The 14,531-nt window shown below is 69.0% G+C and carries 15 protein-coding genes; 11 read left to right on the top strand and 4 right to left on the bottom strand.

Features of this window, described 5'->3' with window-relative positions; genetic code table 11:
- Window positions 1-93 precede the first annotated feature (93 nt).
- On the top strand, window positions 94-726 hold the full coding sequence (locus tag AC3WLY_RS18875) for a LysE family translocator (protein ID WP_492309801.1): 633 nt from the start codon (window positions 94-96) through the stop codon (window positions 724-726).
- A gap of 40 nt (window positions 727-766) precedes the next feature.
- Here the strand turns inward: AC3WLY_RS18875 and yddG are convergent, their stop codons facing one another.
- Together yddG and AC3WLY_RS18865 are read right to left on the bottom strand one after the other, a co-directional pair.
- Window positions 767-1,717 (bottom strand): aromatic amino acid DMT transporter YddG, encoded by a 951-nt coding sequence (gene yddG / locus AC3WLY_RS18870; protein WP_492309800.1) that lies wholly within the window; start codon window positions 1,715-1,717, stop codon window positions 767-769.
- Between the two features lie 646 nt (window positions 1,718-2,363).
- Window positions 2,364-4,049, bottom strand: a complete 1,686-nt coding sequence (locus AC3WLY_RS18865) for a purple acid phosphatase family protein (protein WP_492309799.1) — start codon at window positions 4,047-4,049, stop codon at window positions 2,364-2,366.
- Window positions 4,050-4,372: 323 nt separating this feature from the next.
- On the opposite strand from AC3WLY_RS18865, the gene AC3WLY_RS18860 reads away from it, so the two are divergent.
- The 7 genes from AC3WLY_RS18860 to AC3WLY_RS18830 all read left to right on the top strand — a co-directional run bounded on the left by AC3WLY_RS18860 (window position 4,373) and on the right by AC3WLY_RS18830 (window position 9,693).
- Window positions 4,373-4,672, top strand: coding sequence for a YXWGXW repeat-containing protein (locus tag AC3WLY_RS18860; protein WP_034180189.1), 300 nt, complete (start codon window positions 4,373-4,375; stop codon window positions 4,670-4,672).
- Window positions 4,673-4,898: 226 nt separating this feature from the next.
- Complete coding sequence (locus AC3WLY_RS18855) at window positions 4,899-5,684, top strand: RNA polymerase sigma factor (protein WP_492309798.1); 786 nt, start codon at window positions 4,899-4,901, stop codon at window positions 5,682-5,684.
- A complete protein-coding gene (locus AC3WLY_RS18850; RefSeq protein WP_072438661.1) occupies window positions 5,681-6,100 on the top strand; it encodes a hypothetical protein in 420 nt (139 codons plus the stop codon). Before AC3WLY_RS18855 ends, AC3WLY_RS18850 begins: the two co-directional genes overlap by 4 nt.
- Window positions 6,097-6,600: a periplasmic heavy metal sensor gene (locus tag AC3WLY_RS18845; protein WP_492309797.1), complete on the top strand. Its 504-nt coding sequence runs from the start codon at window positions 6,097-6,099 to the stop codon at window positions 6,598-6,600. Before AC3WLY_RS18850 ends, AC3WLY_RS18845 begins: the two co-directional genes overlap by 4 nt.
- A gap of 251 nt (window positions 6,601-6,851) precedes the next feature.
- On the top strand, window positions 6,852-8,255 hold the full coding sequence (locus tag AC3WLY_RS18840; protein ID WP_492309796.1) for a DUF1800 domain-containing protein: 1,404 nt from the start codon (window positions 6,852-6,854) through the stop codon (window positions 8,253-8,255).
- A 2-nt stretch (window positions 8,256-8,257) separates the two neighbouring features.
- Window positions 8,258-9,415 (top strand): DUF1501 domain-containing protein, encoded by a 1,158-nt coding sequence (locus AC3WLY_RS18835; protein WP_492309795.1) that lies wholly within the window; start codon window positions 8,258-8,260, stop codon window positions 9,413-9,415.
- A gap of 59 nt (window positions 9,416-9,474) precedes the next feature.
- Window positions 9,475-9,693, top strand: coding sequence for a YXWGXW repeat-containing protein (locus tag AC3WLY_RS18830; RefSeq protein ID WP_072438653.1), 219 nt, complete (start codon window positions 9,475-9,477; stop codon window positions 9,691-9,693).
- 135 nt (window positions 9,694-9,828) lie between these two features.
- On the opposite strand, the gene AC3WLY_RS18825 is transcribed toward AC3WLY_RS18830, so the two are convergent.
- Window positions 9,829-11,058: a tyrosine-type recombinase/integrase gene (locus AC3WLY_RS18825; RefSeq protein ID WP_492309794.1), complete on the bottom strand. Its 1,230-nt coding sequence runs from the start codon at window positions 11,056-11,058 to the stop codon at window positions 9,829-9,831.
- Window positions 11,059-11,311: 253 nt separating this feature from the next.
- Here AC3WLY_RS18825 and AC3WLY_RS18820 point away from each other — a divergent pair, with 253 nt between their 5' ends.
- On the top strand, window positions 11,312-11,692 hold the full coding sequence (locus AC3WLY_RS18820) for a DUF4377 domain-containing protein (RefSeq protein WP_492309793.1): 381 nt from the start codon (window positions 11,312-11,314) through the stop codon (window positions 11,690-11,692).
- Between the two features lie 9 nt (window positions 11,693-11,701).
- Here the strand turns inward: AC3WLY_RS18820 and AC3WLY_RS18815 are convergent, their stop codons facing one another.
- Window positions 11,702-13,090 (bottom strand): DHA2 family efflux MFS transporter permease subunit, encoded by a 1,389-nt coding sequence (locus AC3WLY_RS18815; RefSeq protein WP_310137735.1) that lies wholly within the window; start codon window positions 13,088-13,090, stop codon window positions 11,702-11,704.
- A 629-nt stretch (window positions 13,091-13,719) separates the two neighbouring features.
- On the opposite strand from AC3WLY_RS18815, the gene AC3WLY_RS18810 reads away from it, so the two are divergent.
- Both AC3WLY_RS18810 and AC3WLY_RS18805 read left to right on the top strand, forming a co-directional pair.
- A complete protein-coding gene (locus AC3WLY_RS18810; RefSeq protein ID WP_175963531.1) occupies window positions 13,720-13,956 on the top strand; it encodes a FitA-like ribbon-helix-helix domain-containing protein in 237 nt (78 codons plus the stop codon).
- Window positions 13,943-14,359 carry a type II toxin-antitoxin system VapC family toxin gene (locus AC3WLY_RS18805; protein ID WP_175963584.1) on the top strand — a complete coding sequence of 139 codons (417 nt, stop codon included), beginning with the start codon at window positions 13,943-13,945 and terminating at the stop codon, window positions 14,357-14,359. Before AC3WLY_RS18810 ends, AC3WLY_RS18805 begins: the two co-directional genes overlap by 14 nt.
- The last annotated feature ends 172 nt before the right edge of the window (window positions 14,360-14,531 follow it).

Genomic DNA, 14,531 nt, shown 5'->3' with positions numbered 1-14,531 from the left:
GCGGCTTGCAGTTTATTCATGCCGAGGATGATCGAGATGCAATACAGTGTTCGGACCTCGTCACTCTGACTGCCTACCGCGAAGGAGCCTGCCGTGCCGGCCTTGCCCACCCTGTTTGCGTTCGGACTCGTGTCGCTCGGCATGGTGCTGACGCCCGGACCGAACATGATCTACCTGGTTTCGCGCTCGATCTGCCAGGGCCGCCGCGCAGGGCTCGTGTCGCTCGGCGGCGTCGCGCTGGGGTTCGTTTTCTACATGGTTTGCGCGGCGCTGGGCATCACCGCGCTGGTGATGACCGTGCCGTATGCGTACGACGCGCTGCGCTTTTCCGGTGCGCTGTATCTGTCGTACCTGGCGTGGCAGGCGCTGAAGCCGGGCGGCCGCTCCGCGTTCCAGGTCAGGCAGTTGCCGCACGACAGGCGCGTCAGGCTCTTCACGATGGGTTTCGTCACGAACCTCGCGAACCCGAAGATCGCGGTGATGTATCTGTCGCTGCTGCCGCAGTTCATTTCACCGGGGCACGGCAGCGTGCTCGCGCAATCGCTGGCGCTCGGCTGCGTGCAGATCGCGGTGAGTGTCAGCGTCAACGCGCTGATCGCCTGCATGGCCGGTTCCATCGCGGGTTTTCTGGCGGGACGACCGGTTTGGGCGTCGGTCCAGCGCTGGTTGATGGGCTCCGTGCTGGCCGGATTGGCGGTGCGTATCGCGCTGGAATCGCGAAGCTAGAGCGGGCAACCCTGCCTCCCGTCGGAAGCATCCCGCATCGTCATCCGGGGCAATTGCCTTCGGCATCCTTCCCGACCCGAACGGGCGCTGCCTTTTCACTGCGCCGGCTGCGTGTCGCGAGCCAGCACAGGATCGACCCGCCGCAAACCATCACCGCGCCTTGCCAGAATTCGACCGACAGCGGCGCATGCAGCAGCGTCGCGGCGAGCGCGGCCGCGAGCACCGGCGTCAGGTACGACGCGCCGACGATGATCGTCACGTTGCCGTGCATGATGCCGGTGTTCCATGCCGCATAGCCGAACCCGAGCGCCGACGCCGCCAGCACGAGATAGATGACCGCGTGAAGGCTGAACGTCATGCCGCCGCCGCCCTCGATCGCGAACTTGATCCAGAGCGCCGCGGCGACCAGCATGAAGAACGGCGTCACGCCGTTCTTGCCGTCGGCAATGCGCGCCGTCACCGTGCAATAGCCGGCCCAGATCAGCGCGCCGAAGAAGGCGAGGCCATAGCTCAGCGGATTGTCCGCGACGTTGCGCAGCATGCCGGCCGGATCGAGGCCCTGGTCGCCGCCAAGCACCCGGCAGATGCCGAGCATCGACAGCAGGACGCCGGGCACGACCAGCAGGTTGGCACGCTGCTTGTTGAACACGATGGCCGCGACCAGCGTCAGGCTCGGCCACAGGTAGTTGACCATCGCGACTTCGATCGCCTGCCGGCCGTTGCTCGCATACCCGATCGACAGCGCCAGGCACAGCTCGTACGAGACGAACAGCAGCCCGCCCCACAGCAGGTAGTTTTTCGGGAACTTGCTCAGGTCGGGGAAGCCGATCGTGAACAGCAGAAGCACGGACGCCACCGTGTAGATCATCGCGGCGCCGCCGGTCGCACCGAGGCTTTCGCTGACCCCGCGGACGAGGGCGACCACCGAGGCCCACAACAGCACCGCGCCGAGCCCGGCGAGCGTTGCCTTGTTCTTGTTGTTGCGCTTCATGCTTCCTGCCTGTTTCAACATTCAAATTCGATTTCGGATGATTCGGTTCCGCTCGCGTGTGCCGTCATCGCGAACGGAAAAATCCGGTTGCGGCCGCCACGCGGTGCGGCAGCTGCAACCGGCGATGCAATGCAGCTATTACGCCGGATACGCATAGTTTAAAGGGGCGGAGCCGGGGAGCGACCGAGCGGCGGACGTTGGCGGGGGAGCGGCCGGGTGCGTGCGGCCGATTCAGGCGTGTGCGGAACGCGGTAGCCGGTCATGCGTCGTCGATGCGCCATGTCGCACCGATTGCCGACAATGCGCGTCCGATCGCGTCGAGCATCGCGTCCCGCGTCGGCCCGAGTGTCGTGACGAGGAAGAACCCGTGCTCGTCGGTCGACAGGCCGATCGGCGGCCAGCTACCGGTTTCATCGCGAATTTCAAGTCGTCGTCGGTCGGGATCGACGTCGATGTCGCCGTGCGTTTGCCGCAGTGCATCCGCGATTGTATTGAATGCGTCGGCCGACGGGGGGCGTGTGGATGCGGTATTCGAAACTCATCTTCATGGGCCGGTGCGCGAAGCGGGCAGTCTAACCCGTGTCATGGCACGCCCATTCCTCGATGGCGATGCAACCGGCGCCCGCCGCAGCGGGCGCCGGCCCGATCACCGCTCGTGCCGCTTCTTGCTCAGCTCGATCGTCTCGAACAGTTCGTACTGCGCGGTCGGGTGCTGATCGGCGCCCGGCGCGTGGTAGTAGCGCATCGTGATCGTCGTGTGGCCGCCCGGCTTGCCCGGGTCGTGGTCGAACACCGCGATCCCGTAGCCGGTGCCCGTATCGCGGCGCGCGGACCAGATCGCATCCTCGAGCGCATCGGCCGGCTGGCGTACGAACGTGTTCGGCGCGGTGCCCGGCACCGGCCGGTTCGGCTTCGTGAATACCTTCGCCCGCGCAAAGCCGGTCGACGGGTTCTCGCCGTACACGTCGAGCGGCGCGCTGGTGCCGCCACCGCCGAGGATCAGGTGGATCGTGCCGTGGCTCGTGTCGAACTTCGTGCGGTCCGGGTCGTTCGAGCCGACCGGACGCGGCTGCAGCGTCTCGACCACTTCGCCGGTTGTCGCGTCGACGCCCGCGCGGTGATTGCAGCCGCGCACCGGGTAGCTGCGCTCGTAGTCGTGATCGTGGCCGCACAGCACGAGGTCGACGCCGTAACGATCGAACAGCGGCAGCCATGCCTCGCGAATGCCTTTGTCGGAACCGTTGCCCGTCTTCGACGAACTGAGCGCGTCCTGGTGCATCTGCACGACGATCCAGTCGATGTCGTCGTCATGCGCCGCATGGCGCAGCGTGTGTTCGAGCCAGCGCGTCTGCTCGCCGTTGCTGTAGCCGCGCACGTAGAACGACGTGCCGGGCTCGATCGGCGGGCGGCCCGTGCTCGCGGCCGGCACGAGCGGCGCGGGGCCGCCGACGAACGCGGCGGCGTCCTGGTACACGACATCGTCGGCGTCGAGCGACACGAACAGCACCGAGCTCACGCGGAAGCTGTACCAGCGGCCCGGGAAACGCGTGCCGTTCTCCGGCAGCGTATAGCGCGCGAGATACGAGTCGAGCCCTTGCGGACCGTTGTTGAACTCGATCTCGTGATTGCCGGGGCAGGGCATCCACGGGCGATTCGCGGCCGACGTCTGGTTGTTGTTGCCGAAATCGCGCCACACCTCGGGCTGGTGCGCGGGGTTCAGGTTCGCGTAGCAGAGGTCGCCGTTCAGCAGGTGGAACAGCGGCTGGAACTGCTCGACGGCCTGCACCGCGAAGCGGCTCTGCGGCGACGACAGCACCCATGCGCCGTTCGGCGTCGCGAGATCGCCGTAGCTCGTGAAGCGGAACGGCGCGCGCCCGCGCGGCGCGGTCGAAAAATTCGCGGCGAACGGCTGCGCGGCGTTGCTGTCGTTGTCGGCCGTGATCTCGTAGCGGTAGTGCGTATCCGGCTTCAGCCCGTGCACGCGCGCGTGGTACGCGAACACGGTTTCGCCGTTCAGGCCGTCGGTGTACAGGCGCTGGACGCCGTGCACCGTGCGCGGCGGCTCGCCTTCGGCGACGATGCGCGCACGCGGATTGACGGCCGGTGCGAGCGACGCCCACGAGATCACGACTTCGGACGTCGGGTCGTTGCCCCACGTCAGGTGGACCTGTTCGGGCGTGCCGTCCGGATTCGACGCGGCGGCCCGGGCGGCTGCGAGCCCGCCGGCAGCGGTCGCAAGGCCGGATACGCCGGCGAGTTTCAGGAAGCCGCGACGCGACACCGAGGCGGCCGGCTCGTTCGGCTGATCAGGGAGATTGTCCTGGTTCGACATGGTCGTAGTTTTCGTTGATGGGGACGCGAAAGGTGGAGCCGCGCGGCCATGCGCGAGCGCGGCCGGGGCGTGGGCCGGAAACGAGCGGGATCCCGGTGACACGCATTGTCGAGGGGCAGTTTTGCTGCGTTGTGACAGCACGGCAACCCCGTGTATGGCGGCCGATACGCTGGCCCGCGCATCGCGCGGCAGCCGGCCCGCGCCAAAGCGCGTTCGATCCGCCCGAAATTTATTCGCCGATACCGCGACGGATTTCTGTCGCTCGCTCCGTTTAACGCATGAACGGCCGCTTCCGGTCGATGCCCGTTACTTCGGAGTCTTTCATGAAACTTTCTGTTCCATTGCGGTTTGCCGCCGGATGCGTGGCCGCGCTGGCGGCGTCGGCGGCATTCGCGCAGGCCGTGATCGTCGCACCTTACGCACCGCCGGCGCCGCGCGTCGAAGTGATGCCGGCGCCGCGCGCGGGCTACGTGTGGGACCAGGGTCACTGGCACTGGCGGCAGGGCCGCTACGTCTGGATTCCGGGCCACTGGCAAGTGGTGCGCGTCGGTTACCACTGGGTGCCCGGGCACTGGGCCGCGCGCGGCCCGGCCTGGCGCTGGGTGCCGGGCCACTGGGCTTGATGCGCGCGCCGCCGCGCGGAACATCGTGCCGGCGCGGCGGATCCTTCACGCAAAATCATGAGTCGAAGCCATGCCTTTTCGAACCATCGTGATACTGGCAGCCGCGGCCATCGTGCTGGCCGGCTGCGTCGTGGTGCCGGCGCGTCCGGTGTATTACCGGCCCGCGCCGGTCGTCGTATATTGAGCACGCCGGCCGACGGTCGCGTAACCGGCCGACAGGATCGATATGCCGCGCGACACGGATGTCGATGAAACGGACATGGCCGACGCCGTGTGCGACGCCGCGCGCGATGCGCACGGCGCCGCCGAACCGTCGGCGTGGCGCCGCGCGGCGATGGCCCGACGCATGCAAGGAGAGCACGACGATGAGCTTCAGCCGGGCGGCGGGCACACCTGCCGGCACAGGGCGGCGCATGCGCGCTGCGCGACGGAGCAGGCGGCGTTGAACGATCGCGGCGACCGCGATCCGGACGCGGAACTCGTCGCACGCGTCGGCGCGCGCGATTCGTCGGCGGTGCGCATGCTCGTCGCGCGCAAGCTGCCGCGGCTGCTCGCATTGGCGACGCGCATGCTCGGCGACCGGAACGAAGCCGAGGACGTCGCACAGGAGACGTTCTTGCGAATCTGGAATCAGGCGCCGCGCTGGCGCGAAGGCGAGGCGCGCTTCGACACGTGGCTGCATCGCGTCGTGCTGAACCTGTGCTACGACCGGTTGCGCGGCCGGCGCGAGGAGCCCGTCGATACGTTGCCCGACGTGCCGGACCCGCAACCGGAGCCGGCCGCGCATGCGGAACTGCGCTCGCGCGACGCGCGCGTGCGGCAGGCGCTTGCCGCGCTGCCGCCGCGGCAGCGGGAAGCGCTCTTGCTCCAGTACTATCAGGAAATGTCGAATGTGGAAGCGGCCAACCTGATGGGCATCACCGTCGATGCGCTGGAAAGCCTGCTCGCCCGCGCGAGGCGCAACTTGCGCGCGCAACTGGCCGGCGACCCACCTAGCGAGGACAAGCGATGACACCCGAACGATTTCGCACCATCGTCGCCGCGTACGGCTCGGACGCGCGGCGCTGGCCGGACGGCGAGCGCGCGGCCGCCGAGGCGTGGGCGCGCGCGAACCCGCGCGACGCGCTGCTGGCGCTGGACGATGCCGCCGACCTCGATGCATGGCTTTCGTACGACACGGTCATGCCGCCTGCACCGGCGCTCGTCGAGCGCATCGTCGCGTCGGCACCCGCGCCGCAACGCGCGCGGCGGCGCGGCACCGTGTGGTGGTCGGGCGCGGCGTTCGCGGGCGTCGGCCTGGCCGGCGCGCTGGCGGGCGCGGTGGCCGTGTCGATGCTGATGCTCGGCAGCGTGCCGACGTCGCCGCACGAGCCGGACTATCTGACGACGACGTTCGGCGGCCCGAGCGTGGATTGGGGTGGTGAATGAGCGAACGCGGCTGGAAATTCATCCTCGTCGGCTCGGTCGTGCTGAACGTGTTCATGCTCGGCGCGATCGGCGGCGGCGTGTATCAGTGGTTCTCGACGCATCGCGACCAGCTTGCGGCAGGCGCGCCCGCGCATCGCACCGCGTTGCGATTCGCGGCGGACGAATTGCCCGATGCGCGGCAGCGCGAGTTTGCCGCCGCGCTGAAGGCCGCGCGCAAGAACGGCCGCGATTTCGCGCGGGAAGGGCGCGACGGCCGGATCGCCGTACTGGATCTGCTCGCCGCGCCTCAACTCGATCGCGCGGCGATCGACGCTGCGCTCGACCGCACGCGCGCGGCCGATACCGCGATGCGTGTGCAGGTCGAGCACAGCGTCGTCGATTTCGCGGCGACGCTGACGCCCGAAGAGCGCGTGAAGTTCGTCGACGGGTTGCAGCGCAGCGGCAACTGGCGTCTGCCGCCGAGACTGCAGAAAAAGCCGGATGCGCCGGCGAGCCAGTAAGCCAGTAAGCATCAGGCAGCGCGACACGCGGTATGCGTGTCGCCGATATTCGCGTTCGGTCATGCGCAATGCGTGCACGAGATGAATCGCACGCGCCGTTGCGTGTCGATGACTTGCGCCGTTGCCGTGCATCACCTCCGCCGACTCTCCCGTTCCTCGTTTCTCCGATCCAAAAAATATTTGCCATCCCCGCGACGGATTTCCCTGCATGCCCGCGTTAAACGCAGGTACGCACCGCAAGAGAGCCCGTCATGGACCACCCGAACGACACCACGCCGGCCGCGATCGCGCTGAACCGCTTCGGTCTCGGCGCGCGGGCCGACGAAGCGCCGCCTGCCGACCCGAAGGCGGCGCTGGTCGCGCAATTCGGCCGTTACGACGCGCGGCCCGCCGCGTGGGCCGGCGAACCGGACGCGGTCGCGCTCGCGACGCGCTTCGCGAACGCGCGCAACGCGATGACGGGCGACGACGCGGCCGCGAAACGCGCGACCGCGCAATCGATCCGGCGCGACGGCTACGATGCATATCGCAGCGCCGTCGCCGCCCGGTTGAACAGCGCGCTGAACACGCCCGCGCCGTTTGTCGAGCGTCTCGTGCATTTCTGGGCGAACCATTTCGCGGTGTCGGTCGACAAGGGGCAGGTGGCCGCGTACGCGGGCGCGTTCGAACGCGACGCGATCCGACCGCACGTGCTCGGCCGCTTCGAGGACATGCTCGTCGCCGTCGAACAGCATCCCGCGATGCAGGTCTTTCTCGACCAGGCACGCTCGGTCGGCCCGGACAGCGCAGCCGCACTGCGCGCGCAAGCACGCAATCCGTCGGCGAAGCGCGGGCTCAACGAGAACCTCGCACGCGAAATCATGGAACTGCACACGCTCGGCGTGCGAACCGGCTACACGCAAGCCGACGTGACGGAATTCGCGCGCGCATTGACGGGCTGGAGCATCGCGGGCGGACGCGGGCCGCAGCCGGGCGACGCCGCGCCCGGCGCGTTCGTGTTTCGCCCGAAGCTGCACGAGCCGGGCATGCGCACGGTAATGGGGCGCACCTACGACCAGCCGGGCGAAGCGCAGGCGCGCGCGATCCTGCACGACCTCGCGCGGTCGGATGCGACGGGTCGGCACATCGCGTTCCAGCTTGCCCGTCATTTCGTCGCCGACAATCCGCCGCCCGCGCTGACCGACCGGCTGGCGCGCGCGTTCGACGCGAGCGGCGGCGATCTGCCGACCGTCTATCGCGCGCTCGTCGATGCACCCGATGCGTGGTCGCCGGTCAACCGCAAGTTCAAGACACCGTGGGAGTGGGCCGTGTCGTCGCTGCGCGGGCTCGGCTGGCGCGAGATGGACGATCGGGGCGACCTGAAGGCCGCGCCGCTGCTCGCGCAGCTCGGCCAGCCGGTGTGGCGGCCGGGTTCGCCGGCAGGCTATGACGATGTCGCCGCCAGTTGGGCCGCGCCCGACGCGCTCGTACGCCGCGTCGAGATCGCGCAGCGCCTGGCCGCGCGCACCGGCGACCGGCTCGACCCGCGCACGCTCGGCAATTTGCTGCTCGCCGGTTCGATGAGCGAGCCGACCGCGGCCGCGCTGTCGCGCGCGGAAAGCGCGACCACGTCGCTCGCGCTGCTGCTCGTCTCGCCCGATTTCCAACGGAGGTGAACATGGCACTGTCCCGCCGACAATTCCTGAGCGTTGCCGCCGCCGGCGCAGGCGCGATCCTCGTCGCGCCGCGGATCGTGTTCGCGAACGTCGAGACCGATCGGCGCTTCGTGTTCGTGATCCAGCGCGGTGCGGCCGACGGCCTGAACATCGTCGTCCCGTATGCCGAACCCGCGTATGCGTCGCTGCGCGGCGCGCTCGCGATCGATACGACGGCCGCAACGCGGCTCGACGGCACGTTCGCGCTGCATCCGTCGCTCGTGCAGACCGCGCAGCTATACCGCGACGGACAGGCGCTGTTCGTCCACGCGATCGCGTCGCCGTATCGCGACCGCTCGCATTTCGACGGGCAGAACGTGCTCGAAACAGGCGGCCGCGCGCCGTATCAGGTGAAGGACGGCTGGCTGAACCGGCTCGCCGCGCTGCTGCCGGCGACGCGCGAAAGCGCGATCGCGTTCGCGCCGACCGTGCCGCTCGCGTTGCGCGGCACCGTGCAGGCCGCGTCGTATGCGCCGTCCGGTTTGCCGGCCGCGCCGGACGACTTGCTCGCGCGCGTGTCGGCACTTTACGAGGCCGACGCGCAGCTTGGCCCGCTGTGGCAATCGGCGATGCAAGCGCGCGGCCTCGCCGGCGACGCGCATGCGCGGCAGGATCCCGCGGGCGTCGGCAAGCTTGCCGCGACGTTCCTCGCGCGCGACGACGGCCCGCGGATCGCGATGATCGAAACGGGCGGCTGGGACACGCACAGCGCGCAGAACGCGCGGCTCGCGAATCAGCTGAAGGCGCTCGACACGATGCTCGCCGCGCTGCGCGACGGCCTCGGGCCCGCATGGCAGCAGACCACGGTGCTGGTCGCGACCGAGTTTGGCCGCACGGCCGCGGCGAACGGCACGGGCGGCACCGATCACGGGCAGGCGTCGGTTGCGATGCTGGCGGGCGGCGCGGTCGCGGGCGGCCGCGTGATCGCCGACTGGCCGGGGCTGCGGCCGGGCGACCTGTACGAAGGCCGCGACCTGAAGCCGACCGCGTCGCTCGATGCGCTGATCTCGGGCGCGGCCGCCGAAAGCCTGCGGCTCGATCCCCGCCGCACTGCGTCCGCGCTGTTCGCGGAAAGCGGCGCGACGCGGCCGATGACCGGCCTGATTCGCGGCGCCGCGTGACGCGGGGCGTTTACGCGCTCGACCCCGCCATCCGATTACACAAAAAGGGAGAATCGAAGATGAAGATCCGATCCGTTTCGCTTGCGGTACTGGTGAGCGCGAGTGCCGCGCTGATGTCAGCGTGCGTGGTCGAACCCGTGCGGCCGCCGCAGCCGGCGCCGCTCGTCGAAGTAATGCCGCCACCACCGGCACCCGGCTATCGCTGGGCGAAGGGGCATTACCGGTGGGCCGGCAATCACTGGGCGTGGGTGCCCGGGCACTGGGTGGCCGTGTACTGATCGGGCGGGGCGTTCAGCGCGGTGCGCGGCGCGGGTGCCGGGAAGCGGGCTCGAACCCGCTCGCTGAACGCCGGTGCGAAACGCAAGCCGGCTTCGACATCGACGGCACGCTACCGAGCGCAGCGCGCGGAGCACCTACCACCCGATCCGGTGCTTCTCCTCCGTCTCGCGATGCCGCCAGTCGTCGTCCGCGTGCAGGTACTGGCTCGTCGTCGTGAGCGACACGTGGCCGAGGTTGTCGCGCACGAGCCGCAGGTCGACGCGGCCGTCGGCCATATGCGAGCCCGCGCTGTGGCGCAGCCAGTGCGCGGACGCCTGTTCGAGCACGCGCGCCTGTTCGTCGCCGGCCGCGCCGTTCGCGCGCAACCAGTCGGCCGCGTGCCGGAACACCTGCTTCACGATCCGGTGCAGCGCCGCGCGCGTGAGCGGCTCGCGCGCCTGACCGAGCGGCAGCACGAGCGGCGTGGGCTCGCCGTCGGACGGCAGCGCGGGCAGCCCGTGCGCTCGCCGGTAGCGCGACAGCTCGGCCATCATCTCGTCGGTGGCCGGCACGAGCCGCTGCCGGCCGCCTTTGCCCGTCACGTCGAGCCACCAGCGGTCGTGTCCGTTCGCGTCGCGCCGGCAGAAGAACTGGCCCATCGTCGTGTCGGCCGCTTCGGTGATGCGCAGCCCGCCGAGATACAGCAGCGTGAACAGCCAGCGCGCGCGATCCGCATGGAAGCACGCGCGCGCATCGTCGCGCGGCATCGCGACGATCGCGTCCTTGACCGACTGCCATAGCGGTTGCCCGAGATGGCGCGTGACGCGCGGTGCGGGACGACGCTGCCGCTGCCGCGACAACGCGAGCGGATTGCCTGCGAGGTAGCCGGCCTGCACGAGCCACGAGAACATCACGTTCAGGATCACCAGCGCCTGCCGCTGACTAGCCGCCGATAGCGGCCCATAGAACGGCCGCCAGCGCGGGTCGTCGCGCGGATGCTTGCGGCCGCCGTTCGCGCACCACACATCGGCTGGCGCGGGCGCGAGCAGGAACTGCCGGTAGACGACGAGATCCTCGTGCGTGAGCGACGACAGCGGCTTGCCGCACGCGATCACGGCCCACAGCAGCAGGCGCTCGGCTTCCTTGCGGTAGTTCTGGAACGTGGTCGGCGTATCGACGAAGCGCGCGAGCCAAGCGCGCACGGCGTCGAGATCGTTGGTCGCGGCGATCTGCGGATGCGCGCTGCCCGAGCGGTTGGTGCCCGCGCGTCCGTCGAGCGCGGCCGGCACGGTCAGCGTATCGATAGGCAGCGGGCGCAGCGCGGCGCCGGACGGAACGGGTGAGGTCATGCGAAAGGGGGAGGCACTGTGCGTGCCGCGCGGCATGGCGTATCGGGAAGCGCCGATGGTACACGATCGTCATGCGGTGAATATGCCCTCGAACGCGGTCGATCGACCGGTGCGACGGATGCATCACTCTAGCGACAGCACACGGTTCAGCGACGTTCGCACCAGCGTTGACTGCCGCGTGACGCCGGCCGGCATGACGGTGGCGAATCGCCTTCTGTAAGCTGTCTGGAAACTTTCGCGCCGCGCTGTCCGTCTAACCGCCCCTCCAACGCCTCCAGAGGACCATCGGATGATTCGCCATTCCAGAACGCTGCTCGGCGCGGCCGTCATTGCCGGCAGCGCGCTCGTCGCCGGATGCCAGACCGACGCGGCCGTCACGGCCCCGAACGCGGCCCGCCCGGCCGACGGCCGGCCGGTGACGAAGACCATCTATGTCGCGCCGCAATCCGCGCGCTGCACGGGTGTCGCGCCGATGGAATGCCTGCAGGTGCGCAGCAGCCCGAGCGCGGCGTGGAGCCTGTGGTACGCGGGCATCGAGGGCTTCGCGTACCAGCCCGGTTACCTGTACACGCTCGAAGTCGACGAATACCGCGTCGCGCAGCCGCCGGCCGACGGGTCGTCGATCCGCTGGGTGCTCAAGCGCGTCGTCGAGCGCCGCCAGGCGAACTGACGTCCGCGCTCACGCGGACGATCGCGCCGCCGCACCGGCTGGCGGCGTTGCCGTATCGATCCGCCGGAACACGGCGGACGACAGCAGCGTGACGGCGCCCATGCACGCGAACGACAGCATGAACCCGCGCCCCATGGAACCCCACCAGGCGGCGAACAGGTTCACGAGCCCGCCGCCGATCGACACGCCGAGCCCCATCGCCAGCATCTGCATCATCGTGAACAGGCTGTTGCCGCTGCCGGCATCGGCATGCGACAGCCCCTTCAGCGTCACGCCGTTCATCGCCGCGAACTGCATCGAGTTCGCGGCGCCGAACACGACCAGCAGCACGATCTCCAGCACCGGCGCGGGCCGCGCCGACACCAGCGCGAACCCCGCGATCGCGCAGCCGACGATCCCCGTATTCACGACCAGAAACGTCGCGTAGCCGAAGCGCTTCACGAGCGGCGCGATCCAGCGTTTCGCGATGACGCCTGCGATCGCGGCCGGCAGCATCATCAGCCCCGACTGCAGCGGCGTATAGCCGAGCTGCACCTGCATCAGCAGCGGCAGCATGAACGGCACCGCGCTCGTGCCGATCCGGCACAGCAGGTTGCCGAGCAGCCCCGAACCGAAGTTCGGCTCGCGGAACAGCCCGAGCCGGAACAGCGGTTGCGCGCGCCGCCGCGCATGCGGCAGGTACGCGAGCGCGCTCGCCAGGCCGAGCACGGCGAGCCCGGCCGACCAGGCGGCGCGATGCGCGGGCATCGGCGGGTCGATCGCGAGCGACAGCGCGATCATCGCGACCGACAGCAGCGCGCAGCCGATGAAGTCGAACGGCGGCGGCTGTTTCGCCTGGTCGTGCGGCAGGTAGCGCTGCACGGCGATGAAGCCGACCGCGCCGACCGGCACGTTGACGATGAACACCCAGTGCCATGAAATCGCCTGCGTGAGCCAGCCGCCGAGCGTCGGCCCGACGATCGGGCCGAGCTGGCCGGCGATCGACACGAACGCGATCGCCGCGACGTACTGTTCGCCCGGCACGCGGCGCAGCACGGCGAGCCGCCCGATCGGCAGCAGCATCGAGCCGCCGATGCCCTGCACGGCGCGCGCGACGACGAGCTGGCCGAGCGTATGCGACGCCGCGCAGCCGATCGACGCGAGCACGAACACGAGAATGGCGACCGAGAACACGCGGCGCGTGCCGAACCGGTCGGCGAGCCAGCCGGACGCCGGCGTGAGCATCGCCATCATCAGCGTGTAGGCGACCACGACGGGCTGCATCGCGAGCGGCGACGCGTGCAGGCTTTGCGCGATCGAAGGCAGGGCAGTGTTGACGATCGTCGTGTCGAGCGACTGCATGAAGAACGCAGCGGCGACGATCCAGAGCAGCACGGAGTGTGTGGGTTCCCGGGACATGGCGAAGTGGCGGTGCGAAGGCCGGGCGCGGGCGGCGCCGTTGCACGGTCGCGCGGCGCCCGCCGGTCTTCAAGCGCTCGATGGTACCGATTCCGGCGGCCATCGGGAAGCTGCCTGAAGACATTGATTGTCATCGGCGAAGCCGATGACGGTGCGCGATGCTCGATCCCGCCTGCGTAGCGCACCTGCCACGCGTGATGCGCCCGCATCCTGCACGTGCGCCGAGCATGTCGTATCGGTCATGCGCACGGCAACGCGTTCCCGGTCCGGCAAACAGCAAGCTTGCTTGCACGGTGTCGTGCCGGGGTTCGTACCGCGCATCGTGACGGCGGCCGCATGTGCCGGGGAGGCGGTGAATGAAGCCGCTCCGTGCGGGGCTACGCGTGCCTGCGCAGGTCCTCCATCGGCGAATAGCCATTCGGCCGTCTTTTCTGTCGTTCCGATCTGCCTTACCTTGCGGACAGCAGTTCGACGTGTCGGGCGAGCGGCGGTAGTCGGCTGGATTCATGCCGGCCGCGGCCGTTCGCCGACGCCAACCACCGTCTTCCGTCCAGCCATGACGATGATAGCAATGCTTGCAATTCACCGTCATGGCGCTATCATTGATAGCAACCTGGATGGAGGGACCTATGGCAAATCTTCTGGTGCGTAACGTGGATGACAGTATCGTTCAGAGCCTGCGAGAGCAGGCTGCGGCAAATGGCAGGAGTGCCGAGGCCGAGCATCGAGCCATTCTGGCCGATGCGCTCGGCCGGCCGAAGCGAAGGACATTCGCGCAAGTGCTGATGAGCATGCCCGATGTTGGCGAAGACGCGGATTTCCAACGTGTGCAGGATTCCGGCGAGGTCAGGCATGTTTTTGATTGATACGAACGTCATCAGCGAAATCAGGAAGGGAAAGCGCGCGAACAGCGGGGTGCGCGCTTTCTTCCGTGAAGCCGGAAACGACGGCGGCAGTCTCTACCTGTCCGTCGTGACGGTTTCCGAACTGCGCCGCGGCGTCGAGATGATCCGCCGCCGCGGCGATTCGCAGCAGGCGTCGACACTCGATGCCTGGCTGGCCGCGCTCATGTCCGACTATGCGTCTAACATCCTGCCGATCGACATCGATGTCGGCCAGTTGTGGGGCCACCTGCGTGTCCCGCATCCGGAGCACGCGCTGGACAAGCTGATTGCCGCAACGGCGCTCATCAACGACCTGACGGTCGTCACCCGCAACGTCGGTGATTTCGCGAAGACGGGGGTCCGGTTGGTGAATCCGTTCGACTAGCGTCGCGCGTTCGATCAGCGCGGGTTGGCCCTGGGCAGTGGAGAGGATGCGTCGCGTGAAGCTTCGACCGGCGGTGCCGAATCGGCCCGACGAGCGGAACCTGTCCGCATTTTTGTGGGCGAGGCGGTTGAACAGCGCGTTATCCGCGTGCCTGCATAAATCGCTCGCCGAA

It is taken from the genome of Burkholderia sp. FW306-1C-G01B, assembly GCF_058781685.1.
Note: the sequence above shows the minus strand (reverse complement) of the source record. Positions and strands in the feature narration are given on the sequence as shown.

Coding starts and splice junctions, on each gene's coding strand:
- yddG (WP_492309800.1), bottom strand. CDS start 1,717: ATGAAGCGCAACAACAAGAACAAGGCAACGCTCGCCGGGCTCGGCGCG.
- AC3WLY_RS18865 (WP_492309799.1), bottom strand. CDS start 4,049: ATGTCGAACCAGGACAATCTCCCTGATCAGCCGAACGAGCCGGCCGCC.
- AC3WLY_RS18860 (WP_034180189.1), top strand. CDS start 4,373: ATGAAACTTTCTGTTCCATTGCGGTTTGCCGCCGGATGCGTGGCCGCG.
- AC3WLY_RS18855 (WP_492309798.1), top strand. CDS start 4,899: ATGCCGCGCGACACGGATGTCGATGAAACGGACATGGCCGACGCCGTG.
- AC3WLY_RS18850 (WP_072438661.1), top strand. CDS start 5,681: ATGACACCCGAACGATTTCGCACCATCGTCGCCGCGTACGGCTCGGAC.
- AC3WLY_RS18845 (WP_492309797.1), top strand. CDS start 6,097: ATGAGCGAACGCGGCTGGAAATTCATCCTCGTCGGCTCGGTCGTGCTG.
- AC3WLY_RS18840 (WP_492309796.1), top strand. CDS start 6,852: ATGGACCACCCGAACGACACCACGCCGGCCGCGATCGCGCTGAACCGC.
- AC3WLY_RS18835 (WP_492309795.1), top strand. CDS start 8,258: ATGGCACTGTCCCGCCGACAATTCCTGAGCGTTGCCGCCGCCGGCGCA.
- AC3WLY_RS18830 (WP_072438653.1), top strand. CDS start 9,475: ATGAAGATCCGATCCGTTTCGCTTGCGGTACTGGTGAGCGCGAGTGCC.
- AC3WLY_RS18825 (WP_492309794.1), bottom strand. CDS start 11,058: ATGCCGCGCGGCACGCACAGTGCCTCCCCCTTTCGCATGACCTCACCC.
- AC3WLY_RS18820 (WP_492309793.1), top strand. CDS start 11,312: ATGATTCGCCATTCCAGAACGCTGCTCGGCGCGGCCGTCATTGCCGGC.
- AC3WLY_RS18815 (WP_310137735.1), bottom strand. CDS start 13,090: ATGTCCCGGGAACCCACACACTCCGTGCTGCTCTGGATCGTCGCCGCT.
- AC3WLY_RS18810 (WP_175963531.1), top strand. CDS start 13,720: ATGGCAAATCTTCTGGTGCGTAACGTGGATGACAGTATCGTTCAGAGC.
- AC3WLY_RS18805 (WP_175963584.1), top strand. CDS start 13,943: ATGTTTTTGATTGATACGAACGTCATCAGCGAAATCAGGAAGGGAAAG.